Origin of the sequence: Rhodobacter sp. SGA-6-6 (genome assembly GCF_011043545.1) — a bacterium.
In the GTDB taxonomy this organism is placed as follows: domain Bacteria; phylum Pseudomonadota; class Alphaproteobacteria; order Rhodobacterales; family Rhodobacteraceae; genus Pseudogemmobacter.
In genome coordinates, this window is the sequence record NZ_JAAKGP010000004.1 from 183,606 (window position 1) to 208,293 (window position 24,688).

At 70.0% G+C, this 24,688-nt stretch carries 21 protein-coding genes; 9 read left to right on the top strand and 12 right to left on the bottom strand.

The annotated features are described in order from the left end of the window. Nucleotides 1–19 precede the first annotated feature (19 nt). Together G5B31_RS09885 and G5B31_RS09890 are read left to right on the top strand one after the other, a co-directional pair. The gene (locus tag G5B31_RS09885) at nucleotides 20–304 is read left to right on the top strand and encodes a hypothetical protein (RefSeq protein ID WP_165016719.1); all 285 of its coding nucleotides are present in this window, start codon (nucleotides 20–22) and stop codon (nucleotides 302–304) included. Beyond that, nucleotides 276–980, top strand: a complete 705-nt coding sequence (locus tag G5B31_RS09890; RefSeq protein WP_346763901.1) for a hypothetical protein — start codon at nucleotides 276–278, stop codon at nucleotides 978–980. Before G5B31_RS09885 ends, G5B31_RS09890 begins: the two co-directional genes overlap by 29 nt. 228 nt (nucleotides 981–1,208) lie before the next feature. Here the strand turns inward: G5B31_RS09890 and G5B31_RS09895 are convergent, their stop codons facing one another. Further along, nucleotides 1,209–1,829 (bottom strand): YdeI family protein, encoded by a 621-nt coding sequence (locus G5B31_RS09895; RefSeq protein ID WP_165016722.1) that lies wholly within the window; start codon nucleotides 1,827–1,829, stop codon nucleotides 1,209–1,211. Nucleotides 1,830–1,982: 153 nt separating this feature from the next. Here G5B31_RS09895 and G5B31_RS09900 point away from each other — a divergent pair, with 153 nt between their 5' ends. The 6 genes from G5B31_RS09900 to G5B31_RS09925 all read left to right on the top strand — a co-directional run bounded on the left by G5B31_RS09900 (nucleotide 1,983) and on the right by G5B31_RS09925 (nucleotide 9,398). Beyond that, nucleotides 1,983–2,807 carry a flagellar motor protein MotB gene (locus tag G5B31_RS09900; RefSeq protein WP_165016726.1) on the top strand — a complete coding sequence of 275 codons (825 nt, stop codon included), beginning with the start codon at nucleotides 1,983–1,985 and terminating at the stop codon, nucleotides 2,805–2,807. A 109-nt stretch (nucleotides 2,808–2,916) separates the two neighbouring features. Continuing rightward, nucleotides 2,917–4,224 (top strand): flagellar hook protein FlgE, encoded by a 1,308-nt coding sequence (locus G5B31_RS09905; RefSeq protein ID WP_165016729.1) that lies wholly within the window; start codon nucleotides 2,917–2,919, stop codon nucleotides 4,222–4,224. Nucleotides 4,225–4,229: 5 nt separating this feature from the next. Next, entirely contained in the window at nucleotides 4,230–5,687 is a 1,458-nt protein-coding gene (gene flgK / locus G5B31_RS09910; RefSeq protein WP_165016732.1) for a flagellar hook-associated protein FlgK, read from the top strand. A 1-nt stretch (nucleotide 5,688) separates the two neighbouring features. Further along, the gene (locus G5B31_RS09915; RefSeq protein WP_165016735.1) at nucleotides 5,689–6,690 is read left to right on the top strand and encodes a flagellin; all 1,002 of its coding nucleotides are present in this window, start codon (nucleotides 5,689–5,691) and stop codon (nucleotides 6,688–6,690) included. Beyond that, the gene (locus G5B31_RS09920) at nucleotides 6,690–7,781 is read left to right on the top strand and encodes a flagellar basal body P-ring protein FlgI (protein WP_165016738.1); all 1,092 of its coding nucleotides are present in this window, start codon (nucleotides 6,690–6,692) and stop codon (nucleotides 7,779–7,781) included. Before G5B31_RS09915 ends, G5B31_RS09920 begins: the two co-directional genes overlap by 1 nt. A 123-nt stretch (nucleotides 7,782–7,904) precedes the next feature. After that, nucleotides 7,905–9,398: a leucyl aminopeptidase gene (locus G5B31_RS09925; protein ID WP_165016741.1), complete on the top strand. Its 1,494-nt coding sequence runs from the start codon at nucleotides 7,905–7,907 to the stop codon at nucleotides 9,396–9,398. Between the two features lie 272 nt (nucleotides 9,399–9,670). On the opposite strand, the gene G5B31_RS09930 is transcribed toward G5B31_RS09925, so the two are convergent. The 6 genes from G5B31_RS09930 to G5B31_RS09955 all read right to left on the bottom strand — a co-directional run bounded on the left by G5B31_RS09930 (nucleotide 9,671) and on the right by G5B31_RS09955 (nucleotide 17,800). Beyond that, on the bottom strand, nucleotides 9,671–11,524 hold the full coding sequence (locus G5B31_RS09930; RefSeq protein ID WP_165016743.1) for an ABC transporter ATP-binding protein: 1,854 nt from the start codon (nucleotides 11,522–11,524) through the stop codon (nucleotides 9,671–9,673). After that, complete coding sequence (locus tag G5B31_RS09935) at nucleotides 11,521–12,492, bottom strand: ABC transporter permease (protein ID WP_165016746.1); 972 nt, start codon at nucleotides 12,490–12,492, stop codon at nucleotides 11,521–11,523. Before G5B31_RS09935 ends, G5B31_RS09930 begins: the two co-directional genes overlap by 4 nt. A gap of 1 nt (nucleotide 12,493) precedes the next feature. Further along, a complete protein-coding gene (locus G5B31_RS09940; protein WP_165016749.1) occupies nucleotides 12,494–13,540 on the bottom strand; it encodes an ABC transporter permease in 1,047 nt (348 codons plus the stop codon). Beyond that, nucleotides 13,540–15,222, bottom strand: a complete 1,683-nt coding sequence (locus G5B31_RS09945; protein WP_165016752.1) for an ABC transporter substrate-binding protein — start codon at nucleotides 15,220–15,222, stop codon at nucleotides 13,540–13,542. The genes G5B31_RS09940 and G5B31_RS09945 overlap by 1 nt, the downstream gene beginning before the upstream one ends. Nucleotides 15,223–15,309: 87 nt before the next feature. Then, a complete protein-coding gene (locus G5B31_RS09950; RefSeq protein ID WP_165016755.1) occupies nucleotides 15,310–16,215 on the bottom strand; it encodes a proline iminopeptidase-family hydrolase in 906 nt (301 codons plus the stop codon). A gap of 22 nt (nucleotides 16,216–16,237) precedes the next feature. Beyond that, on the bottom strand, nucleotides 16,238–17,800 hold the full coding sequence (locus G5B31_RS09955; RefSeq protein WP_165016758.1) for a D-aminopeptidase: 1,563 nt from the start codon (nucleotides 17,798–17,800) through the stop codon (nucleotides 16,238–16,240). A 287-nt stretch (nucleotides 17,801–18,087) separates the two neighbouring features. Between G5B31_RS09955 and G5B31_RS09960 the strand changes: the two genes are divergently transcribed. Next, nucleotides 18,088–18,810: a hypothetical protein gene (locus tag G5B31_RS09960; RefSeq protein ID WP_165016761.1), complete on the top strand. Its 723-nt coding sequence runs from the start codon at nucleotides 18,088–18,090 to the stop codon at nucleotides 18,808–18,810. A gap of 260 nt (nucleotides 18,811–19,070) precedes the next feature. On the opposite strand, the gene G5B31_RS09965 is transcribed toward G5B31_RS09960, so the two are convergent. From G5B31_RS09965 to G5B31_RS09985, 5 genes are read right to left on the bottom strand one after another with little or no spacing between them, the layout of a single operon-like run. Then, nucleotides 19,071–19,838, bottom strand: a complete 768-nt coding sequence (locus G5B31_RS09965) for a glucose 1-dehydrogenase (RefSeq protein ID WP_165016764.1) — start codon at nucleotides 19,836–19,838, stop codon at nucleotides 19,071–19,073. Nucleotides 19,839–19,860: 22 nt separating this feature from the next. Next, entirely contained in the window at nucleotides 19,861–20,613 is a 753-nt protein-coding gene (locus G5B31_RS09970; protein ID WP_165016766.1) for a hypothetical protein, read from the bottom strand. A 13-nt stretch (nucleotides 20,614–20,626) separates the two neighbouring features. Beyond that, nucleotides 20,627–22,651 (bottom strand): proline/glycine betaine ABC transporter permease, encoded by a 2,025-nt coding sequence (locus G5B31_RS09975; RefSeq protein ID WP_165016769.1) that lies wholly within the window; start codon nucleotides 22,649–22,651, stop codon nucleotides 20,627–20,629. After that, nucleotides 22,648–23,691 carry a glycine betaine/L-proline ABC transporter ATP-binding protein gene (locus tag G5B31_RS09980; protein WP_165016772.1) on the bottom strand — a complete coding sequence of 348 codons (1,044 nt, stop codon included), beginning with the start codon at nucleotides 23,689–23,691 and terminating at the stop codon, nucleotides 22,648–22,650. Before G5B31_RS09980 ends, G5B31_RS09975 begins: the two co-directional genes overlap by 4 nt. Nucleotides 23,692–23,724: 33 nt before the next feature. Then, nucleotides 23,725–24,657: an ABC transporter substrate-binding protein gene (locus G5B31_RS09985; protein WP_165016775.1), complete on the bottom strand. Its 933-nt coding sequence runs from the start codon at nucleotides 24,655–24,657 to the stop codon at nucleotides 23,725–23,727. Nucleotides 24,658–24,688: the final 31 nt, after the last annotated feature.

Sequence of the window (24,688 nt, forward strand, 5' to 3'; positions counted from 1 at the left end):
CCTCGAAGGGAGCCAGAACATGAAGACCGCAGCGCTTGGCATCGCCCTGACGCTGGCCCTTTCCGGGGCCGCGGGGGCGGAATGCTATGCCGATTACAAGGCCAAGAAGGATTCCCCCCTGCAGCTGCATTACGGCGTGGCGCAGGTCTCGGACGCCAATTGCTCGCGCGGGGGGGCGGAAGGCGAACTCGCGCCGCGGCTGGCGGCCGACGGCTGGACCCTGCTGAACGTTCTCTCTACCTTCGGCCCCGAAGGTCTTGCCGAAAGGAAAGCGAGTGCCGGAGCCTATTTCCTCCGTTACTGACAGCCTGAAGACGGGCAACCGGGTGGTGGCCCTCGGCATCGGGGCGATCGTGCTGATCCTGTTCGGCGCGGCGCTGTTCCTGTTCCTGAACCTGCCCGACGCCAATGCCTTCAACGCCCGGGTGGAGCGGCTGTTCGTCGAGAACGACAACCTGACCTCGGGGGCGGAGATCAAGCTGCTGGAGATCCTGGCGCAGTCGGGGACATCGTTCTCCGAGGTGCTGACCAGCTACCGCTCGGTGATCTTCGTGCTCTTGGTGTTCTCCACCGCCCTGCTGGTGGCGGCGCTGGTGTTCCTGGTGACCATCATCGCCCTGAACCGCCGCATCTCGGCGATCCAGAGGTCGGGGATACAGGTGGCTTCGCTGATGATCAGCCGCGAGTCGCGGGCGGTCTACATCAACGACCTGGAGTTCCAGCTGACCGAGGCGGCGCTGGAGACGCTGAGCGTTCTGGCCGAGGCGCGGATGGACGACGAGGTTCTGTCCGGCGCCCAGATCGAGGCGGTGATCTCCGGCCGCGCCGAGGCCGATTGCGACGAGGCCGCCGGGGCGACGCGGGTGAAGCGGCTGCGGGATGCGCTGGGGAACCAGCTGGTCAGCGAGCTGCTGGTGAAGACCATCGCCCGGCGGGGATATATGCTGGCGGTCGGGAAGGATACGATACGGATGATCTGAGGCGGCTGTGGCGGTTTCGCGCAACGGAGGCCAGCGCCCGACCGCGGGTAGGCGCCTCCGACGGCGCGTGGCCGGCGCTTTATGGTGCGGCCTCTCCCATGGCCCGAGCGGAGAACCGGCGGCGCAGAAGCGCCCGCCCGGGGGGCGGTCGGGCGCTGGCCGGGGGCGCGTTCCGCGCCTGTTGACCCGGCCGGGAAGCCATTCCGGGCCGCGGTGCGCCGAAGGCGGTCAATACTCGTTCGCCCCCTTCCCCGCCAGAATCTTTGGCCGCAGCTTGGCGATCCGGTTGATCCGCGTCGCCGGGGTCTTGGTTCCGGTCACATGCAGCACATGGCTTTTCTGCCGCCCCGGAGTCAGGCGGTGGAAGGCCTCGGCCAGTTCCGGGTCGGCGTCCATCGCCTCCACCAGTTCCTCGGGCAGGTCGACCTCGGTCTCCTCCTTCGGCGGCTTCACCCCGGCCTCGGCATATCCCTTCGCCTCGGCCAGATAGCGCAGGATCACCGGCGCCATCGCCTCCACCTGCGCGTTGTCGGTGAAGCGGATCGCGTCGGGGTGGCGGGTGTTCGGCCCCTGCCGCTCCAGCACGCCCTCCGGGTCCTTCATCAGTGCGGCGTCGAAGAAGGTCAGCCGGAAATCGCCGCGGAAGGCCCCCATGATCGCGATGTTGCGGCCCGCGTGCATGTAGCAGGGATGACCCCATTTCACCGTCTCCGTGAGCCCCGCCTGCAGGCACAGCTTCCGCAGCGCCGCCAGCCCCTCGGCCCAGAGCCGGGTGGAGCAGTCGGGCGTGGCGAAGCGGTCGCAGCGCCCGCAGCCCCTGGTGAAGAAATCCTCGATCTCGGTGATCATCGCCGGGCCTCTGGCTGGGTCCGGGCCAGACTATCCCGGGCGGGGCGCAGGCTTCAACCGGCCCGCGGGAAATGCCTAAGATGCCCGGCTTTAAGCCGCCGTTCACCGCGCCCTGCTATCGCTGGTCCCGGGTGTGAAACATGGGTGATGGGGATGGCCGGGCAACCGAATGCCGCGCCAGTCATCATCAAGCGGAAAAAGGTCGTCGGCGGTGGGGGGCACCACGGCGGCGCATGGAAGGTCGCCTACGCCGACTTCGTGACGGCGATGATGGCCTTCTTCCTCTTGATGTGGCTTCTGAACGCGACCACGGAAAAGCAGCGCAAGGGGCTGTCGGACTATTTCAGCCCGACCATCGCCGTCAACCGCGTCTCGGGCGGCGGCGACGGCGCGCTCGGCGGCGAGACCATGTTCTCCGAGGAGACCCGGGCGAAGGCGGGCACCGGCGGCACCTCGGACCAAAGCGGCGCCTCCTCGGGGGCCGAGAAGGACTCGCTGGCCGACGAGGGCGCGGCCGAGATGCGGCAGGTCGAGAAGGAGCTGCTGGACCGCGGCGGCGAAAGCCGGACGATGGAGCAGCTTCTGCGCCACGTCGTCACCCGCGTCACCGACGAGGGTCTGGTGATCGAGGTCTACGACCTGGAAAACGCGCCGCTGTTCAGCAACGACACCGCCGAGCCGACCGCGGTGACGCTGGCGCTGGCCGGGCTTCTGGCCGAGGTGCTGGCGCTGACGAAGAACGATGTGGCAGTGAACGGCCACCTGCGCAGCTATCCGGTGACGCTGCGCGCCAATCCGGTCTGGGAACTCTCGGCCGAACGGGCGCAGCGGATGCGCCTCCTGCTGGAGGCCGCCGGGCTGGACGCCGCGCGGATGGAGCGGGTCTCGGGCTTCGCCGACCGCAAGCCGGTGACGGCGGACGGCGCGGCGGTGCGCAACAACCGGCTGGAGGTGATCCTGCTGCGCAGCGACCGCTAGGCCGGGCCGCCGGAGGACAATCGCTAAAATTGCGCCTGTTAGGGGTTTGTTCGGGCCCCTTGGTGCAGCTTGCGCGGATACGGGATCGCAGCAGCAGAAAGGTGCCCCGATGACCATCTCGTCGTCCCTCGCCGCGGGGGTGGCCGGCCTGAACGCCAATGCCACCCGGCTGGCCACCATCGCCGACAACATCGCCAACTCCGGCACCTACGGCTACAAGCGCGCCGCGGCGGATTTCTCCAACATGGTGATCACCAATGCCCGCGGCTCCGGCGTCTATTCCGCCGGCGGCGTCCGCGCCTCCTCCTTCCGCCTGATCGAGGAGCGGGGGGCGCTGGTCGGCACCGCCAATTCGCTGGACCTCGCCGTCGCCGGCCGCGGCTTCCTGCCGGTGATCCCGGCGGTGTCGATGGGCAATGCCTCGGGCGACATCCCGCTGATGATGACCACCACCGGCGCCTTCCGCACCGATTCCAACGGCGTCCTGAAGACCGACTCGGGGCTGGTCCTGCTGGGCTGGCCTGCCGCCTCGGACGGCACCATCCCGGTCTTCCCGCGCGACACCATGGGCGGGCTGGAGCCGATCGTCATCAACTCCAACCAGACCGCGGGCGACCCGACCACCAAGATGAACCTCGGCGTCAACCTGCCCGCCACCGGGACGGAGGCCGGCGCCACCGGCACCGCCTTCCCGCTGTCGGTGGAATATTTCGGCAACCTCGGCACCTCGGAATCGCTGGACATCACCTTCACCCCCACGGTCCCGGCCACCGGCACCTCGAACGAATGGACGATGGTGATCCGCGACAGCGCCGGCGGCGGCAACATCATCGGCGAATACACCCTGACCTTCGACGACAGCCGCGCCGCCGGCGGCACGCTGGCCTCGGTGACGGTGGTCTCGGGCGGGGCCTACGATTCGGCCACCGGCCAGCTGGCGCTGACGGTGGCGGGCGGGCCGCTGAACGTGAACATCGGCCGGCTGGGCGACCCGAACGGCCTGACCCAGCTGTCGGACGGCTTCGCCCCGGTCTCGATCACCAAGGACGGCTCGCCGGTCGGCAACCTGACCTCGGTCGAGGTGGACCAGAACGGCTATATCACCGCCACCTACGACACCGGCTTCACCCGGCGGCTCTACCAGATCCCGCTGGTGGACGTGCCCAACCCCAACGGCCTGCTGTCGAAGAACAACCAGACCTTCCAGGTCTCGCCCGAGTCTGGGTCGTTCTTCCTCTGGGACGCCGGCTCCGGCCCCACCGGCTCGATCGAGGGCTATGCGCGCGAAGGCTCCACCACCGACGTGGCAGCCGAACTGACGAGCCTGATCCAGACCCAGCGGGCCTATTCCTCGAACGCCAAGGTCATCCAGACCGTGGACGAGATGCTGCAGGAAACCACCAACATCAAGCGATAGGCTGAATGAGCGTCACCTCGGCCCTTTCCAGCGCGCTGACCGGGCTGACCGCGACCTCGCGGCAGGCCGAGGCGGTGTCGTCCAACGTCGCCAATGCGACCACCCCGGGCTATGCCCGGCGCGAGGTCTCGCTGACCGCCCTGTCCCTGGGCGGCAGCGGGCAGGGAGTGGCGGTCCGCGGCATCACCCGGCAGGTGGACCGCTTCCTGATCGACGACCGCCGCGCCGCGCAGGCCGCCGCCGGCGACCGCGACCTGCGGGCGGCCTTCCTGAACCGGCTGGAGAAGGCCCTCGGCGACCCAACCGATCCCGGATCGCTCTCGGCAAGGATCGCCGCCTTCGACACCGCGCTGATGGAAGCCGCCAGCCGCCCGGAATCCGAGGCCCGGCTCTCCGCCGCCGCCGACGCCGCCCGCCAGCTGGCGCAGACCCTGAACCGGGCCAGCGAGGCGGTGCAGGCCGAACGGCTGCGCGCCGATGGCCAGATCGCCACCGCGGTCGAGGACCTGAACGCCGCCCTGCGCCAGGTGCGCGAGCTGAACAGCCAGATCCGCAGCTTCACCGGCGCCGGCCGCGATGTCTCGGCGCTTCTGGACCAGCGCCAGCAGATCGTCGACGGCATCGCCGAAATCGTCCCCCTCCGCGAGGTCGAACGCGAGCACGGCCAGATCGCGCTGATGACCACCGGCGGCGCGGTGCTGCTGGACGGCAAGGAATCGGTCTTCGGCTTCACCCCCGTCAACACCTTGGTCCCCGAGATGACGCAAGCCTCCGGCGGCCTTTCCGGGCTGACGCTGAACGGCAGGCCGATGGCGACCTCGGGCGAGACCAGCCTCGTCCTCGGCGGCACGCTGGCCGGGCTCTTCGCAGTGCGGGACGATCTGGCGGTGCAGGGCCAGGCCCGGCTGGATGCGGTGGCGCGCGACCTGGTGGAGCGCTTCGGCGCGGCCGGGCTGGATGCCACGCTGGCCCCCGGCGCCGCGGGTCTCTTCACCGACAACGGCGCGGCCTTCGACCCGGCCGACGAGACCGGCCTGTCCGCCCGCATCGCCCTGAACGCCGCCGCCGATCCGCAGGCGGGCGGGCAGGTCTGGCGGCTGCGCGACGGCCTGGGCGCCGCCGCGCCCGGGGCCACCGGCAATGCCGCCCTGCTGGTCGCGCTGTCGGAGGCGCTGACGGCGGCGCGGCCGACCGCCTCCGCCGCCCTGCCCGCCGCCAGCCGCAGCCTCTCCGGGCTGGCGGCGGACCTCTTGTCCTTCACCGCCTCCGACCGGCTGAATGCCGATACCGAACAGGCCTTCACCGCCGCCCGCCATGCCGCGCTGGACGAGATGGAAAAGGCCGGCGGCGTCGACACCGACCAGGAGCTGCAGGCCCTGCTGGTGATCGAGAAGAACTATGCCGCCAATGCCAAGGTCCTGCAGACGGTGGACGAGATGATCAACACTCTGCTGGGGTTGTGAGATGGTTTCCCGCGTCGGACATGGCGATGCCTCGCTGACCACGCTCCTGTCGCGCCAGTCGGCCAGCCTGCGCGCCGAGATCGAGCGGCGCAGCACCGAACTGACCACCGGCCTGCACCGCGACATGGGCGCGGCGGTCGGCGGCGACTTCTCGGCGCTGGCGGCGGTGGAACACTCGCTGGCCCGGCTGAAGGGCCATGCCGCCGCCACGGCCGAGGCGGCGCTGTTCACCGATGCGATGCAGGCGGCCCTCGGGGTGATCTCGGACGGCGCGGACGAGCTTGGTGCCAACATCCTGCGGGCGGTGGGGCCGGCCCGCGAGACCAGCGTCGATGCGGTGGCGATGGAGGCCGGGCGCACCTACGCCACCGCCGTCGCCGCGCTGAACACCCGCTTTTCCGAACGCGCGCTGTTCTCCGGGATGAATGCCGGAACCGCGCCGCTGCCGGGGGCGGAGGCGATCCTCTCCGCGCTGGAGACCGCCATCGGCGGAGCCGCGACGGCGGCCGATGTCCAGACCGCCGTCGCCGGCTGGTTCGCCAGCCCCGCCGGCTATGACGCGCTTTACGCCGGCGGCGCGGCGCGGACCGCCCTGCCGATCGCGGCGGAAGAGAGCGCCAGCCTGCCGGTGACGGCGCTGGATCCGGCGATCAAGGACACGCTGCGCGCGCTGGCCACCGCGGCGCTGCTGGACCGCGGCCTGCTGGCCGGCCAGCCGGAGGCGCGGGCGCAACTGATGAAGGCCGCCGGCGACGATCTGGCGACCGGCGGCGAGGCCCGGGCGCAGCTGACGGCACGGGTCGGCACGGTGCAGGCGCAGGTCGCCGCGGCGCAGACCCGCAACGCGGCGGAAAAATCGGCGCTGGAGATCGCCCGCGCCGGCATCACCGCCGCCGATCCCTACGACACCGCCACTGTGCTGGAGGACCTGCAATCCCGGCTGGAATCGCTCTACCTCGTTACCTCACGGGTCTCGCGGCTGTCGCTGGCGGAGTATCTGTGATGCGCTGGCTGCTCTGTCTTCTCCTGCTGTTCCCGGCCATGGCGGCAGCCGAGGCGATCCGCATCAAGGATCTGGTCGAGGTCGACGGCGTGCGCGGCAACGATCTGGTCGGCTACGGGCTGGTGGTCGGGCTGAACGGCACCGGCGACGGCATCCGCAACGCGCCCTATACCGAGGAGATCATGTCCAACCTGCTGGAACGGCTGGGCGTGAACGTCACCGGCGAGGATTACCGGCCGAAGAACGTCGCCGCTGTCTTCGTCACCGCCACCCTGCCGCCCTTCGCCCGGGCGGGCAGCCGGATCGATGTGACCGTCAGCGCCATCGGCGACGCGAAAAGCCTGCTCGGCGGCACGCTGGTGATGACGCCGCTGAACGGCGCCGACGGCGAAATCTATGCCGTGGCGCAGGGCACCATCATCGCCGGCGGCGTGGCGGCCGAAGGCGATGCCTCCCGCGTGGTGCAGGGGGTGCCGACGGCGGGGACCCTGCCGGCGGGCGGCCGGGTCGAACGCGAGGTGGGCTTCGACTTCTCCACCGTCTCGATGCTGCGGCTGGCGCTGAAATCGGCGGATTTCACCACCGCGGCGCGGATCGAGGCAGCGATCAACGCCGAGTTCGGCAGCCGCGTCGCCACCATGCTGGACGCCGGCACCGTGGCGCTGGACCTCGGGCAGGCCGGAATGCGCTCGCCCGCCCATGCGATCAGCCGGATCGAGGGGATATTGGTGCAGCCGGAAACCCGCGCCCGGGTGGTGGTGGACCAGCGCTCGGGCACCATCGTCATGGGCGCGGACGTGCGGATCAGCCGGGTGGCGGTGGCGCAGGGCAACCTGACGCTGCGGGTGGAGGAGTCGCCGGTGGTGGTGCAGCCCAACCCCTTCGCCCCCGGCGAGACGGTGGTGGTGCCGCGCACCTCCGCTTCCATCGCCGAGGACGGCACCGGGCTGGCCGAGGTGGCGGGCGGCACCTCGCTGTCCGAGGTGGTGGCGGGGCTGAACGCCCTCGGCGTGCCGCCGCACGACATGATCGACATCCTGAAAAGCATCCACGCCGCCGGCGCGCTGCACGCGGAATTCGTGGTGCAGTAGGGTGGCAAGGGCAATGGCCCGCCCCCCTGCCCACAAACGTCGGCCCCAGGAAAACCGGCCGCCCGGCCTTGCAACGGGGGCCGGGGGCGGTATGACTTCCGTAGCCAATCACAGGATCATGTCATGTCCATCATTCTCGACCCGGCCCCGCCGGGCAGCGCCGTCACGGAAACCGCGGAAGTGATCGTCCTGGTCAAGGCCGGGCAGGCCGGCTTCGGACCCGAGGCGCGGGCGCTGGACGCGCAGGCCGGCGGCGCGGTCTCGCGCGCGGTGCGGGTGCCGCGCTGCAAGGGCAAGGCGGGCGAGTGCATCGACCTGCTGGCCCCCGCCGGCCTGAAGGCGCGGCGGGTGGTGGTGCTGGACCTGGGCGAGGCCGCGGCGCTGACCGCGCTGGAGGCGACCCGCGCCGGCGCGGCGCTGGCCCGGCATCTGGAGGCCGAGGCGGAAACCGCCGCGGCGCTGGTCTTCGAGGCCCCGGCCGGGGCAGCCCTGCCCGGCGAGGAAATCCTCGCCCGCCTGCTGCTGGGGATGCGGCTGCGCAACTACCGTTTCCCGATGATGGCGAAGTCCGAAACCGCGCCCGACCTGCGGCTGACGCTGGCCGCCGCCGACGGCCCAGTGCTGGCCCGCAGCACCGCGTTGGCCGAGGGGGTGGCGCTGGCCCGCACCCTGGTCAACCTGCCGGCCAGCCACCTGAACCCGGACAATTTCGCCGACCACCTGACCCCGCTGGCCGAGGCCGGGATCGGCATCGAGGTGCTGGAGAAGGCCGATCTGGAACGGCTGGGCATGGGCGCGGTGCTGGCGGTCGGCATGGGCTCGGCCCGGGCGCCGCGGGTGATCGTGCTCCGCTACCAGGGCGCCGAGGGCAAGCCGCTGGCGCTGGTCGGCAAGGGCATGTGCTTCGATGCCGGCGGGCTGTGCATCAAGTCCGGGCCGCAGATGTTCCTGATGAAGGGCGACATGGGCGGCGCGGCGGCGGTGATCGGCACCATGCTGGCGCTGGCGCGGCAGAAGGCGAAGGTCCATGTCGTCGGCGTCCTCGGCGTGGCCGAGAACATGCTATCGGGCACCTCCTACAAGCCGGGCGACGTGGTGACCACGATGTCGGGCCGCACGGTCGAGGTCTTCGACACCGATTGCGAGGGCCGGATGGTGCTGGCCGATATCCTGCACTACGCCGCCACACGGTTCGAGCCGGCGGCGATGGTCGACCTGGCGACGCTGACCTATTCGGTGATGCGCGGCCTCGGCCATGTCTTCGCCGGGCTGTTCGCTACCCATGACGAGCTGGCCGACGGCCTCTTGGCGGCGGGCGAGGCGACGGGCGAGCGGTTCTGGCGGCTCCCCTTGGACCATGCCTATGACGAGGGTCTGCGGTCCCCCATCGCCGACCTGCGCCAGCACGCCCGCGATCTGGAGGACGGCGACTGCGCCTTCGCCGCGGCCTTCCTGCGCAACTTCACCGAGGGGCGGCCCTGGGTCCACCTCGACATCGCCGGCAAGGAGATCGTCGACGAGGACCGGCTGCACGCCCGGCCGGGCGGCGCCGGCTTCGGGGTGCAGCTCTTGGAGGAATGGATCACCTCGGGCGCGGCAGCGCGCTTCGCGGGGTAAGGCGGAAGGGCGGGGCGGTGGCCGGCAGCGGAATGCCTCCGGTTGGCCGGGCGGGAAAAGGCGAGGCGCTGCCTCGCCCCCGCCCGTGCGTGACATATCACCCGGAGACATTGGTCACGCGAACCCCGAGAGGCCAGCGCCCGACCCGGCGGGCGAGAAGCGCCCGCCGAGGGCGGGGCGGGCGCTGGCCGGGCCTTTGGGGCCCGGCCGGTCCTGATTGCAATGGTGCGCCGTGGCGAAGGCACGCGCCTTCGCCAGTCAAGACCGTGCTTTCACCCCTCGACCATCACCAGATGGCCGGGGGCCACCTCCTCATACCGCCGTGCGGGCGGCGCATAGTCCAGCGGACGGATCGGGGTGCGCAGCTCGGTCACTGCCAGGTTGCGCCGCAGGTGGCGGCGGGCCGGGTCGGGCACCGTCACCGCGCCGATCAGCTGGCGGGTATAGGCGTGGCGCGGCCGTTCCAGGATTTCCGCCCGCGGCCCGATCTCGACGATCTCGCCCATATACATCACCGCGATGCGGTGGCTGATCCGTTCCACCACGGCGATGTCGTGGCTGATGAACAGGAAGGCGATGCCCATCCGGTCCTGGATGTCCAAGAGCAGGTTCACCACCTGCGCCTTGACCGACACGTCCAGCGCCGAGACCGATTCGTCGGCGATGATCAGCTTGGGGTCCAGCATCAGCGCCCGGGCGATGCAGACCCGCTGCCGCTGCCCGCCCGAGAATTCGTGCGGATAGCGCTCCAGCATGGCTGCGGTCAACCCGACCTGGTCCATCAGCCGCGCGGCCCTGACCCGGCCCTCGGCGGCGGTGCCCATCCGGTGTTCGAGAAAGGGCTCCACCAGCGCGTCGCCCACGGTCATCCGCGGGTTCATGCTGGCCAGCGGGTCCTGCGGGATCATCTGGATATCGCGCCGCTTGCGCCGCATCGCCTCGGCCCCGAGGCCGAAGAGATCGTCGTCGCCCAAGCGGACGCTGCCGGTGGAGCGGTCGTTCAGCCGGATGATCGACTTGCCGGTGGTGGACTTGCCGCAGCCGGATTCGCCCACCAGCGACAGGGTCTCGCCGGGGAAGATGCGGAAGGACACGTTCTCCACCGCATGGACCCGGGCGACGCGGCGGTTCAAAAGCCCGCCGCGCAGGTCGAAGCGGGTCACCAGGTCGCGCACGTCGAGGATCGGCGCCGTCAGGTCCGGCTTGCTGCGCAGCGGCAGGGCGCCGCCGGCGACGCCGGTCTTCATGTCGACCACCGGAAAGCGCAGCGGCGCCGGCTCACCCTTCATGCTGCCGAGGACCGGCACGCTGGCCAAGAGCGCCCGGGTATAGGGCTGCTGCGGATCGGCGAAGATCGCCGCCGTCGGCCCCTGCTCCACCGAACGGCCGCGCAGCATCACCACGGTGCGGTCGGCCATCTCGGCCACCACGCCCATGTCATGGGTGATGAACAGCATCGCCATGCCGAATTCGGCCTGCAGGTCCTTCAGCAGGTCGAGGATCTCGCCCTGCACCGTCACGTCCAGCGCCGTGGTCGGCTCGTCGGCGATCAGCAGTTTCGGCCGCGAGGCCAGCGCCATGGCGATCATAACCCGCTGCCGCATCCCGCCCGAGAAGGCATGGGGATAGTCGTCGATCCGCCGGGCGGCATTGGGAATGCGCACCCGCTCCAGCAAAGCGATGGCCTGCCGCCGCGCCTCGGCCTTGGGCATGTCGCGGTGGCTGGTCAGCGCCTCCATGATCTGGTCGCCCACCCGGTAGATCGGGTGCAGGCTGGTCATCGGTTCCTGGAAGATCATCGCCGCCGCCTGGCCGCGGATGTGGCGGATCATCCCCGCCTCGTCCAGCTTCAGCACGTCGTGGCCGTCCAGCAGGATCGAGCCCTCCAGCCGGCTGGTGGTCGGGTCCAAGAGGCCCAGGACGGAAAGCGAGGTCACGCTTTTCCCCGAGCCGGATTCGCCGACCAGCGCCACGGTCTCGCCCGGGGCGACGTCGAAGGACAGGCCCTCGATCACCCGGGTCCAGCTGTTGCGGGCACCGAGGAAGGAAACCGACAGGTCGCGGATCGACAGGATCGGCCTGGTGCCGGCCGCGGCGGCGGGGGTCAGGGGTGTAAGGTCGGTCATGCGCGTCTCATCCGCGGATCGATCAGCAGGCAAAGGAGGTCCACCACGGCGTTGGCGATCACCACGAAGAACGAAGCGTAAAGCACCGTCGCCATGATCATCGGCAGGTCCAGCACTTTCAGCGCCTGATAGGTCAGCCGCCCGACGCCGTTGATGCCGAAGACCACCTCGGTCAGCACCGCCGCCCCGCCAACCAGCACGCCGAAGTCCATGCCGAACATGATGACGATGGGGATGATCGCGCTGCGGGTGGCGTGTTTCAGCAGCACCTTGCGCCCGGTCAGGCCCTTGGCGCGGGCGGTGCGGATGAAATCCTCCTGATAGGTCTCGATGATGCCGGTGCGCAGCATCCGACCGTAAAGGCCGATGTAAAGGAAGGCCAGCGTCAGCCAGGGGAAGACCATGGACCGGAACCACAGCCCCGGGTCTTCGGAGAACGGCGTGTAGCCGAGCGCGGGCACCCACGAAAACGCCCAGGTGTCGTGCAGCCGGTTCTGGGTGATCAGGTTCACCATCTCGCCCACCCAGAACACCGGCATGGCGACGGCCATCATGGATATGCCCATCAGCAGCTTGTCCGGCCATCGCCCGCGCCAGGCGGCGGCGGTGATGCCGGTCAGGATGCCGCCCAGCATCCACAGCACCGCCGCGCCCGAGACCAGCGACAGCGTGGCGGGCGCCGCGGCGGCCACCGCCGGCACGATCTGCTGGCCGCGGTTGGCGAAGGAGGTCAGGTCGCGCGTCACGAACAGGCGCTTCATCATCAGCCCGTATTGGACATAAAGCGGCCGGTCGAGGCCGAAGTCCTTGCGCACCGCCTCGATGGTTTCCTGCGCGGCGTTCTTGCCGGCGATGCGGGCGGCGGGGTCCGAGGACGGAGTGGCGAAGAAGATCAGGAAGGTGATGACGGAGATGCCGAACATCACCACCACCATGCGCAGCAGGCGCGAAAGGACGGCTGCCAGCATCTCAGCGCCCCCGTGCCGATTTCGGGTCCAGCACGTCGCGCAGCACGTCGCCGAACAGGTTCAGCAGCAGCACCGTCACCATGATCGCCAGGCCCGGCGCCAAGGACACCATCGGCCGCGAGTAAAGCAGCGTCTGGCCGTCCTGCAGGATGGTGCCCCAGCTGGCGTTCGGCGGCTGCACGCCCACCGACAGGAAGGAAAGCGAGCTTTCGGTGACGATGTTCAGCGCCATCAGCATCGGCGCGAAGACGATCAGCGTGGTCGAGACATTGGGCAGGATGTGCCGCCACAGGATGCGCCCGGGCCGGATGCCCAGGCCGCGGGCGGCCATGACGAATTCGCTCTGGTTCAGCGCCAGCACCCGGCCGCGGATAGGGCGGGCGACATAGGGCACATAGACCAGGCCGATGATCAGGATCGGCACGATCAGGCTGCCCGAGGATATCTCGAACGGCCCGAAGGCATAGCTCTTGCCGATCATCACGATGGAAAGCGAGATCGCCAGCAGATAGACCGGGAAGGCCCAGATCATGTCGATCAGGTTGGACAGCACGCCATCGACCGCGCCGCCCAGATAGCCGGCGGCGATGCCGACGATGGCGGCGATCAAGAGGCAGAGCACGGTCGAGGCCCCGGCGATCAGCAGCGAGTTTTGCCCGCCATACAGCAGCCGCGCCGCCACGTCGCGGCCCTGGCCGTCGGCGCCCAGCAGGTATTGCGGCCCCCAGGTCGGCCCGATCGGGGTGACGCCAAGGCCCAGGCCCTCGGTCGATTGCTGCATCACCGGGACCGGCTTGCCGTCGATCTTGATCTTGGCCGACAGGCCGGAGCGGAACGGATCGGTGCCCGAGACCTGCTTGGCATAGACCGGCGCCAGCAGCGTGGCGACCACGATCAGCGCCAGCAGCGCGGCGGAGATCACCGCGGTCGGGCTGGCCAGCAGACCCTGGAGGACACGCCTCCAGGGACCGCGGCGGGACCAGCCCTTGTCCCCGGCCGAAGGATCGGCCGGGGGAAGGGCGGTCTCATGCTCGGGTGTGGCGCCCATCACTGAACCCAGGAATTCCCGACAAGCCAGTGGAACTGGCTGGAGAATTCATAATTGCCCAGCCGGGTGGAGATCAGGTCCACGTCCTTCGGGGTGAACAGCGGGACCGCCGGGGCCAGCTTCATCATGTCGTAGTCGATGTTGCCCCATTCGGTCAGCGCGGCCTCCGGGTCGGTCGCCGCCAGCGCCATCGCCGCCTTCATCCGGTCGTCCAGCCCCTTGTCGCAGATCCCCGACATGTTCACCGAGGAATCGGACCCCGGGGTGAAGCTGTCGCAGCCGAACAGCACATGCAGGAAGTTCGAGGGCGCCGGGTAGTCCTGATACCACTGCGTCACCGAGATCTGCACGTTGTTGTTGGTGTTCTGGATATAGGTGAACTGGATGTCGCCCGAGATCGACTGCACGGTGGCGTCGTAGCCCAGCTCGGTCAGCACGGTCTGCAGGTAGGTGCCCACCGCGCGGCCGGTCGAGGTGTCGTCGGCCACCACGGTGACCTTCTGGCCCTTGGTGCCCGATTCCTCGACCAGCGCCAGCGCCTTCTCCATGTCCGGCGCGCTCCAGAACTCGCCGGGGTCGGCGGTGTAGTCGCAGCGGTCGGCATGGCCGGGCATGTCCGGTGGCAGGATGGTGCAGACCGGAGCGGCCAGCGCCGGGCCGCCGAAGACCGAGACCAGCGCACCGCGGTCGACGGCGAAGTTCAGCGCCTGCCGCGCCTGCAGGCTGTCGAACGGCGGGATGTTGACGTTCATCGGCGCATACCACCAGGCCACCAGCGGCGCCACGCGCAGTTGGTCGGCGTTCGACACGCTCAGCTCGGCCAGACGGTCCGAGGGGACGGGCTCATACATCCAGTCGGCCTGGCCGTTCAGGATGGCGTTGACCGCCGCTTCCTCGGTGCCGCCGAAGGTGTATTCGATCCGGTCGGGATAGCCCTTCGGCTGGGCCTCCTTGCTCCACTCCTGGAAGTGCGGGTTGCGCACCATGATCAGCGAGGCGTTCGGGTCGTAACTTTCGAACATGTAGGTGCCGGTGCCGGGGATCGGCTGGTTGCCGGCATCCTTCATCACCGTGTCGGCCGGCATGATCACCGCGTGCGGAACGGCCAGCTTGAACAGGAATTCCGCGTCCGGCGCCACCAGGTTGATGGTGATCGTGTTGGTCGCGGCATCGCCGGTCACGCCGCCTTCCAGCGTGCAGGTCTCGGCCTCGGCCAGGCATTTGTCGGCGCCGACGATGCCGGAATAGAAGCTGCCCGAGGTCGGGCTGGAGACCTTGAAGATGCGCTGGAACGAGGCCACCACGTCATCGACGGTCAGGTCCTTGCCGTTCGAGAACTTGATCCCCTGGCGCAGCTTGAAGGTATAGGTCTTGCCGTCGTTCGACACCTCCGGCATCGCCTCGGCCAGGTCGGGCACCACCTCGGCGCTTTCCGGGCCGCCCACCTTCTTGAAGGCCATCAGCCCGTCATGGGTGTAGATGAACAGCGGCCAATAGCGCGCGGTATAGTTGATGTGCGGGTCCAGCGTGCCCTCGGACGAGACGCCGAGCAGCTTCATCGTGCCGCCGTAATGCGCATCGTCCTGCGCCAGCGCGGGGAAGGCCGCGCCGATGGCCAGCGCGGCGACGCCGCCCAGGAAGCGGCCCTTCAGCCGCGCCCGGATGGATCTGATCTCACTCATGACTGGTCTCCCTTCTGGTGTCGGGGCGGTCGCGCGGCCGCCGGTTTTCACCCCCCGGACAACAGGCGGGGGGCGCGCGGAAAAGGATCAGGCGGTGTTCTGCCCTGCATCGCACCGGGCCAGGAATTCTCCAACCACTTTCATGCAGTCGTCGAATTCCTCGACATGCGGCATGTGGCTGGAGTTCGGAAAGACGTGCCAGCGCACGTCCGGGATGCCGTCGGCGAAGGGCTGCACCGTCGCCGGCGTCGCCTCGTCATGCGCGCCGGAAATCAGCAGCGTCGGCACCTCGATCAGGTGCACCCGGTCGACCACGCTCCAGTCCGCCAGGGTGCCGGTGATGTGGAATTCGTTCGGGCCGATCATCAGGTTGTAGACGTGGGAATCCGCCTCCATCGCCGCATTGGTGCGCTTCACCGCATCGGGCAGCGGGTCCAGCCGGCAGACATGGCGGGCGTTGAAAGCCTTGGTGGCCTTGGCATAGTCCGGGTGGTCGGTGGTGCCGGCGGCCTCGTGCCGCGACAGCACCTCCTTCACCTCCTCGGGCAAGGCGTCGCGCAGGCGGCCGGTCTCCTCGATCCAGACCGGCATCGAGGCCGGACTGTCCGCCAGCACCAGCGCCTTCAGCCCCGCGGGCCGGGTGATGGCGAATTCCGCCCCCAGCATCCCGCCCCAGGACTGGCCGAGCAGGTAGTAGCGTGCCAGCCCCAGATGGGCGATCAGGTTGTGCAACTCGTCCATGAACAGGCCGACCGTCCAGAACGCCGCCCCCTTCTCCGGCAGCCGGGTGGAGCGGCCGTTGCCGATCTGGTCGTAATGGATCACCGCCCGGCCCGCGCCGGCCAGCGCGGCGAAGCTGTCCACGTAGTCATGGGTGCAGCCCGGCCCGCCGTGGGCCACGATCAGCGGCGTCAGGCCGGAGGTCAGGTCGCCCGTCACCCGATACCAGGTCTCGTAATCACGGAACGGGGCTTTGCCTTCGGTGGTCTGCATGGAGAAGTCCTGTCGGCCCGGCTCAGGCCAGGCGGGTGAAGTCGAGGCCGCGGGCCAGCCAGCAGCCGAGAATCAGGCCGGTCACCGCGCCTTGGGCATCGCGACGGAGCCGTAGCGTCCAGTCGCCCGGCGCCGGCGCGTCCATCGACCGGCGGGTGCGCAAGAGCCAGACATCCCGCCCGGCGGGAAGCACCGGCTCCATCCGCCCCTGCCCCAGCCGGCCGGTGAACAGCGCGAAGACCGCACCGTCGCGCGCCTCCAGCCGCAGGGTGCCGCCGGTCTCCCCGCAGCGATATTCCCCGGCGATGGCCCCGCCATCGGCGGTTTCCACCACCGGCAGCGGCTGCAGCAGGGTGTCGAGGTTGTCCCGCCGCCGCCGCATCCGCAGGCCGTCGCCCTGCCGTTCGATCCGGGTTTCCTCGGAGGCCAGGACGCCCGGCTCCTGCTGGCACAGCACCTCGGGGCCGGTGGCGAAATGCAGCTTCACGCCCTCGGCCTCCGGCTCCAGCCGGGCGATCAGGCCCGTCGTGGGGCAAAGCCATTGCCCCTCCCACCCCGGCTCCGGCGCCTGCCATGCAGGCTCGGGCTGGCCGAGCGCCGCGCGCATCAGGAAGGCGGCGGCGTCATGGGCGCTGGCCTCGTGGTTGAACATCACCACCACCGAGACCCGGGCCTCGGCTGCGTGCATCCGCTGCGCCCGGAAGCCGCGCAGCGCGCCGCCGTGGCCGGTGACGGCGACGCCGCCCACCACCTCATGCGCCAGGCCGAAGCCATACAGCGCCGGGGTGCCGTCGGCGAAGGTCACGGGCGCCGACAGCCGGCGGTAAAGCCCGGCCGGGTCGTCGCGGGTGGCGTCGATCCAGGCCTCGTAGGCCAGCATATCGTCCAGCGAGGCGGAAATCCCGGCGTCGCCGACCCAATAGATGCCGTTGTCGCCCGGGAAATAGCCGGTGGCCTCGTTGCCCTCATAGCCGGTGACGCCATCCTCGGGGTGGCGGGTGTTGGCGGTCAGCACCGCCGTCCGCATCCCCGCCGGACCCCAGATATGCCGGCGGTAAAGGTCCTCCAGCTCCTGCCCGGTGGCCTTGCGGATCAGCTCGGGCAGCAGGCGGTAGTTGGCGTTGCAGTAGGAATAGCCCATGCCCGGGGCGAAATGGCCGCTGCGGGTGGCGGCGATCATCGGCAGCGCGTCGCCGGAGCCGAAGGTCTGCTCGGCCTTCGCGCCCTCGACCACCGTCATCGCCCAGTAGTCGCGCAGGCCCGACTGGTTGTGGCACATCCGCCGCACCGGGGGCAGCGGCCCCTCCAGCGTCGGCAGGAAGCCCGGCAGCAGCGGGTCCAGCGCCTCCGGCTCCCCCACCTCGGCCAGCAGGGCGCCGCAGGTGAATTGCTTCGAGATCGAGCAGATCGGCAGCCGGGTCTGCCGCGTCATCGGCCGGTGGCTCTCCAGCCCGGCATAGCCCCAGGCCCGCGCGGCGACCTCCTTGCCGTCGCGCAACACCACGGCGACACCGCCCGGCCCCGGGAAGCGCCGGGGCAGCAGGTCAAGGGCAAGATCGAGAGGAAGGGGATTCTGGCCAGCCATGTCCACGGCATCATCACCGGAACGCCGGGAAGCGCAAGGGGCCGGGGAACGCAATCGTTACCGCCGGAAGGGCGGACGGGTTGCCCCCGCCGCCCTTCCCGGGCCATATGGGGCCATGCGCATCCGTGAGAACATCTCCCGCGCCGCGGCGCTGTTCCCGCTGCTGATCGGAACCCGGGCACGTCATGTCCCCGGGTTGTCCGGGCATTGACCGCCGGGCAACCCCAGACCCTTCGCTGACGATCACCGGAACCGGCGCTGCCAGCGGCGCGCCTTGGGAACATGCCATGACACTCTGGACAGAACTGGCCCGCACCGCCACCGCGGCGGGCGACGAAATCCTCCTGCGACGACGCGGGACCATCCACGAAATCCGCTTCAACGGCATCGAGCTGATGTCGAACCTGACCTGGCAGTCCGAGGCGGTGCTGGCCGAACGCAGCCTGCGCCGCCATGGCGGCGAGGCGCCGCGGGTGCTGATCGGCGGCCTCGGCATGGGCTTCACCCTGCGCGCGGCGCTGGACCTGCTGGACGAGGGCGCCCGGGTAACGGTCTGCGAGCTGATCCCGGCCATCGCCGGCTGGAACCGCGGCCCGCTCGGCCCGCTGGCCGGGCATCCGCTGCGCGACCCACGGGTGGAGTTGCGGATCATGGACGTGATGGACCTGCTGGAGGACAGCCCGGCCGGCTTCGACGTGATCCTGATGGACACCGACAACGGCCCCGACTTCACCGTGCGGGCCGAGAACGAACGGCTCTACGCCCGCAGCGGGCTGGCGGCGGTGCGCGCCGCCCTGCGCCCGGGCGGCATCGCCGCCTTCTGGTCGGCCGAGGTGTCGGAGCCCTTCGAGGCAAGGCTGACCGAGCAGGGCTGGGACTGGCGGCGCGAGGACGTGCAGCTTGCCGGCGGAAGGGCGGATGCCTTCCACCACGTCTATTTCGGCCGGGACCGGATGGCGCAGGCGCTGCGCGCGGAACCCGCCCGGCAATTGGTCGGCGGAAGGGTGTGACTTTCGCCCGTTTCCATGGCGAAGGCCATCGCCTTCGCCACGTCCCGACGTATCACCTTGTTCCGGCCGGGCCTCAAAGGCCCGGCCAGCGCCCGCCCCGCCCTCGGCGGGCGCTTCTCGCCCGCCGGGTCGGGCGCTGGCCTCTCCGGGTTATGCGCTGCAGCGTCTCCGGGTGACATGCCGCGCACGGGCGGGGGCGAGGCAATGCCTCGCCTTCTCCCGCCCGGCCAGACCGTGGAGACCACCAGCACCCGCTACGGTCACACCATCAGATAGCCGCCGTCCACCACCATCTCCGCCCCGGTGACGAAGCTGGATTCGTCGCTGGCGAGGTATAGCACCATATAGGCGATGTCCTCGGGCTTCCCCAGCCGGCCGATGGGATGGCGGGACAGGGCCTTGGCCTTCTCCGCCTCCAGCCGCCCCAGCCCGGCCAGGTAATTCTCGGTCTGCGGCGTCCAGATATAGCCGGGGTGGATCGAGTTGCAGCGGATGCCGTAGCCCTGTTCGGCGCAATGCACCGCCACCGCCTTGGTCAGCGTCCGCACCGCGCCCTTCGAGGCGCAATAGGCGGCAAGGTCGGCCTCGCCGATGATGCCGTCGATGGAGGACAGGTTGACGATGGACCCGCCCTGCCCCTTCATCAGCGCCACCGCGGTCTTGCAGCCCAGGAACACCCCGTCCGCGTTCACCGCCATGCAGCGGCGCCATTGCTCCATGTCGCAGCTTTCGATGGTGCCGATGGGCGCGATGCCGGCGTTGTTGACCAGCACGTCCAGCCGCCCCTCGGTGCTGCGCACATCGGCCTCCACCCGCGCCCAGTCCTCGGGCGAGGAGGTGTCCTGCACGATCCCGCGCACCGTGGCGCCGGCGGCGCGCAGGGTCGCCACCGCCTTCTCCAGATCGGGCGGACTGATGTCGGTCAGGATCAGCGCCGCGCCCTCGCGGGCCAGAAGCGTGGCGCTGGCCAGGCCGAGGCCCATTCCAGCGCCGGTGATCAGGGCGATCTTGCCCTCTGCTCTTCCCATGTCGTCCTCCTTGTCGATGGGGTCAGACCAGCGCCTCGGCGGCCAGCAGGTCGTAGAAAGGCCGGTGATGTTCCAGATGGGCGCGCATGTTCGGATGGTCCTGCGCCATCTTCTCGAAGGTCTCGCGCTGCGCCCGGATTTCCTCCTCGGTCAGCGGACGGATGCCCTTGGAGGCGCTGACATCGCCGTGCCAGCCGCCCACCTGCTCCCAGTCCTTCGGCTTTTCCGACTGCCAGTCGAAGGCGGCTTCCGAGAACGGCAGCCCCACCGCCTGCCAGAACCGCGCCATCGCGCCGCGGGTGTCCTGCCGCACAGACTCGGCCCGGATCACCACCGGGCTGCGCCCCGCCGCCTTCAGCGCGGAGTAATGCCTCCACTGCGCCTCCAGCCCGATCTCGTCCAGCGTCACCTCCGGGTCCAGCTTGTGGTAGGAGGCGATGGAGGCCACCGGATCGCGGATCAGGAAGGCATCGACCAGCCGTTCGGCGAAGACGGCATCGTCGAGGATGTGGGGCATGACGTAATAGCTCATGTCCTTGAAGAAGACCGGAGCCTTTTCCGACCGGGCGATCAGGTGGTCGCGGATCGCCGCGTAGCTGACCGGATGGTCGGGCCGCACGTCGAAATGCGGCATCACCCGGATGCGGCGATGGACGTAGTAGTCATACATGAACGGCTCATGCGCGCAGTCGAGGTCGCCCCGCTCGCGCATCACCCGCTCCATCGCCGTCGACATCGACCGCGGATGCGACCAGAGCGCATAAATCCTGTTCACCGCATTCCCCTCCTCAATCGGTTCTGCCCGGCGCCTCGCCCGGGGTCCGCAACAGCCGGTCGGCGACCAGCGCGATGCAGGCGATGATGCCGCCCGCGATCATCCCCGCCCCGGCATCGGCCTTGGACAGCGCGACATAGACCTGCTGGCCCAGTTCCCGCGTGCCGACCAGCGCCGCGATCACCAGCATCGACAGCGCCGCCATGATGGTCTGGTTCAGCCCCAGCCGGACCGAGGGCCGGGCCAGCGGCAGCTTGACCTGCCACAGCATCTGCCGCGGCGTGGCGCCCATCTGCACCGCCGCCTCGACCAGATCGGCGCGGACGCTGCGCAGCCCGTGCTCGACATAGCGGATCGGCGGCACCACGGCGTAAAGCACGATGGCGATCAGGGCGGTGAACTCGCCCACCTTAAACAGCATCAGCGCCGGGATCAGGAACACGAACTGCGGCATGGTCTGCAAGGCGTCGCTGACGGGGCGGAGGAGGGCCGAGAAGCGGTCGCTCTCGGCCGCCAGCACACCCAATGCGCCGCCGAGGGCGAAGGAGATCAGCACCGCGACGGCGCAGAGGTAGATCGACTGCATCATCGGCGCCCAGAGGCCGGAGACGCCGGCCAGCGCCAGCCCTGCCAGCGCCAGCGCGCAAAGCCCCGGGCCGCCGGCGCGCCAGCAGGCCACGCCGGCCAGCGCGAAGACCCCGGGCCAGGGAAAGCCGGGCAGGCCGGTCCAGACCAGCAGCGCCGCGAAGCCGAAGGCGATGCCGCGCATCGGCCGGCGGCGGCCGAGCCAGAGCGCCAGCGCAAGGCTGGCCAGCGCATAGGCGGCGATGATGGCCGGCGTCAGCGCGAAGCCCCAGACCATCGGGCTGGCCGAGCCGGAAAACCCCAGCCGCATCGGCAGCATCACCCCATAGGTGATGGCATTGCGCAGCAGGCCGAAGAAGGGTGCGCTCCAGGCCACGAAGTCCAGGAGCCAGCCGTCCAGCCGCCTCAGGCTGCGCTGCCCGGCGTCGCCCGGCAGCAGGTCCTGCCCCGCCAGCGCCACGGCCAGCACCAGCGCCGCCGCCGCCCCGATCCACAGCACCCGCCGGCCCGTCCGCCGGCCGCGGGCGGCGAAACCGCGGGTGATCCGGTCCAGCAGCACCGCGATCAGCACGATCACCAGCCCGGCGCCGAGGCTGCGCCCCAACTCGGCCGCGCGCATGGCCGACAGCACCTCCCAGCCGATGTCGTCGAAGCCGCCGATGATGGCGATGATGATCACCATCGACAAGGAGGCCATGGTGGTCTGGTTCACCCCCACCAGCAGCTGCGGCAGGGCCGAAGGCACCCGCGCCTGCCAGAACAGCTGCGCCGGGGTCGCCCCCGCCATCAGCGCGCTTTCGACGATGGCGGGCGGCACCCCGCGCAGGCCGACCAGCGTGTTGCGCACCATCGGCGGGATCGAGAACACCACGCTGGCCGCCAGCCCCGCGGTAGGGCCGAAGCCGAACAGCAGCAAGAGCGGGATCAGGTAGCCGAAGGCGGGCCAGGTCTGCATCACGTCCAGCAGGACGACCAGCGCCGGCTGCAGCTTCGGGAAACGGTGCGCCAGCGCGCCCAGGGCGAAGCCGATCCCCACCGCCAGCGGCACCGAGATCAGGACCAGCGCCAGCGTGTTCATCGCCTTGGGCCAGTAGCCCATCGCCACCACCAGCCCCAGCGCGGCGGCGGCGAAGACCGCCAGCCCCCGCCCCCCGGCCTGAAGCGCCAGCGCCGCGACCAGTAGCACCGTCGCCGGCCAGGGCAGCCAGGCCAGCGCGGCGCGGATCGCCTCCAGCGGCCCCTCCACCGCGGCGGAGACCAGCCGGCCCAGCGGCCGCAGTGCCTCGACCAGCGGGGTGAGGACGGCATTCGCCCAGTCGGCCAGCGGCAGGGTCAGCCCGGCCGGAAAACCGCGCAGCACGGGGAAGACATGCGCCAGCGCCGCCAGCAGCACCGAAGCCGCCAGCAGCAGGACCCAGAGCATCTCGGCCCGTGTCAGGCGCGGCAGGGTCATGTCGCCGTCCCGCCGTGACGGGCATCGCGGTGCAGCACCTCCAGCACCGCGGCAGCCTCGACCACCCTGCCGCCCTCGACCGCAAAGCGCCGCTGCCCCGCGGCCAGCGCGGGCAGCAGCACCTCGATCGGGGCGCGGGCGGACAGCGGCGCGCCCTCCGGCGGCGCGGCGTCGGGCTGCGCCAGATCGCCCAGCCGGATCGCCCGGCCCAAGGCCACCTCGGCGGTGAAGGCCGCCACGTAGTCGTCGGCGGGGGACAGCAGGATTTCGGCCGGGGTGCCGATCTGGATGATCCGCCCGCCGCGCATCAGCGCGATGCGGTCGGCCAGCCGGCAGGCTTCCATGATGTCATGGGTGATGAAGACGATGGTCTTCTTCAGCTGCCGTTGCAGCCGCAGGAATTCGTCCTGCATCTGCCGCCGGATCAGCGGGTCCAGCGCAGAGAACGGCTCGTCCAGGAACCACAGCTCCGGGTCCGGCGCCAGGCTGCGGGCGATGCCGACCCGCTGCTGCTGGCCGCCCGAAAGTTCCGTGGGCAAGGCATCGGCCCGGCCGCCCAGTTCCACCAGGTCCAGCATCTCCTGCGCCCGCGCCTCGCGCGCCGCCCGGTCCATGCCGCGCAGCTTCAGCGGGAAGGCGACGTTCTCCAGCGCGGTGAGGTGCGGCATCAGGCCGAAGCTCTGGAACACCATGCCCATCTTGCGGCGGCGGATCTCGGTCAGCTCGCGCCCGCCGACGCGGCCGAGGTCCCGGCCGTCGAACTCCATCGCGCCATGTTCGATGTCCAGAAGCCGCGACAGGCAGCGGACCAGGGTGGACTTGCCCGAGCCGGACAGCCCCATGATGACGAAGATCTCGCCCTTCTTCACGTCGAAGCTGGCATCGGCCACCGCCGGGATATGCCCCTCGCGCCGCAGCCGGGCGGCAAGGGCGTCGGGGTCGATCCGGTAGCCTGCGGTGTCGAAATAGTATCCGGGCCGCGGCCCGAACACCTTCCACAGGTTGCGGCAACTCAGCATGATCTCGGGCGCCTGCGCCATCACGGGGCCTCCTGCAAGGGTGCCGGACGGGCGCTATTGCAGCGCCGCATCCACCCAAGGACGCCAGGCCGCCTCGTTCGCGGCGATCCAGCCGTCGGCCACTGCCTCCAGCGACTGGCCCTGCTCGATCGCCAGCATCATCTGCTGCTGGTCCTCGGTCGACAGCCGGAAGGACTTCAGCACCTCATGGGCCGCGGGCCATTTCTCGGCGAAGCCGGACCAGACCACCTTGTTCACGTCCGGCGGCATGATGCAGTGCTCGTTCGACTGGTCGACGCAGGGCGGCATCTCGATCCAGCCGACCTCGACCTCGGCCAGGATGAAATGCGGCGCCCAGAACATCATCACCAAGGGCGTCTTCGCCGCCTCCGCCGCCCGCAGTTCGGCCAGCATCGCCCCTTCGGACCCCGAGGGCACCGCCGTCAGCGGCAGGTTGTTGTCGGCGATGATCGTCGCCGCGCGCGATCCCCAGTCCGAGGGATAGTCGAGGAACCGCCCGTTCGGCAGCGTGTCCGGCGTCGCCAGCTGCGCCACGCAGTCCGGGTCGTTCAGCGCCTCCCACGAAGGCAGCGCGGGGCACAGTTCCTCCATGAACTTCGGATAGATCCAGCCCTCGTTGGTCTGCAGGCCCAGGGTGCCGAGGTCCTCGATCTGCCCGGCCTCCAGCGCCTTCGGATAGATGTCGCCGACGTTGTTCAGCCAGATCTCCGGCGAGACGGCGATCTCGCCATCGGCGAGGCCCTGGAAATGCGGATAGTTGCCGGCGGTGACGTATTCGACCTTGTAGCCGGCCTTCTCCAGCACCCGGCCCACCACCTGCGATGTGATCTGCGCCCCGGTCCATTCCAGCATGGCGATGCGGATGGTGTCGCCCGTGGCGCCGGGATCGGCGGCATGGGCCGGGCCGAAGCCCATGGCGGCCAGCGCGAAAGCCGACACGGCGGCATTGATGCTCTTCCTTGTCATTCCTTGTCTCCCTGTCTGTTGGTCTTCGGTT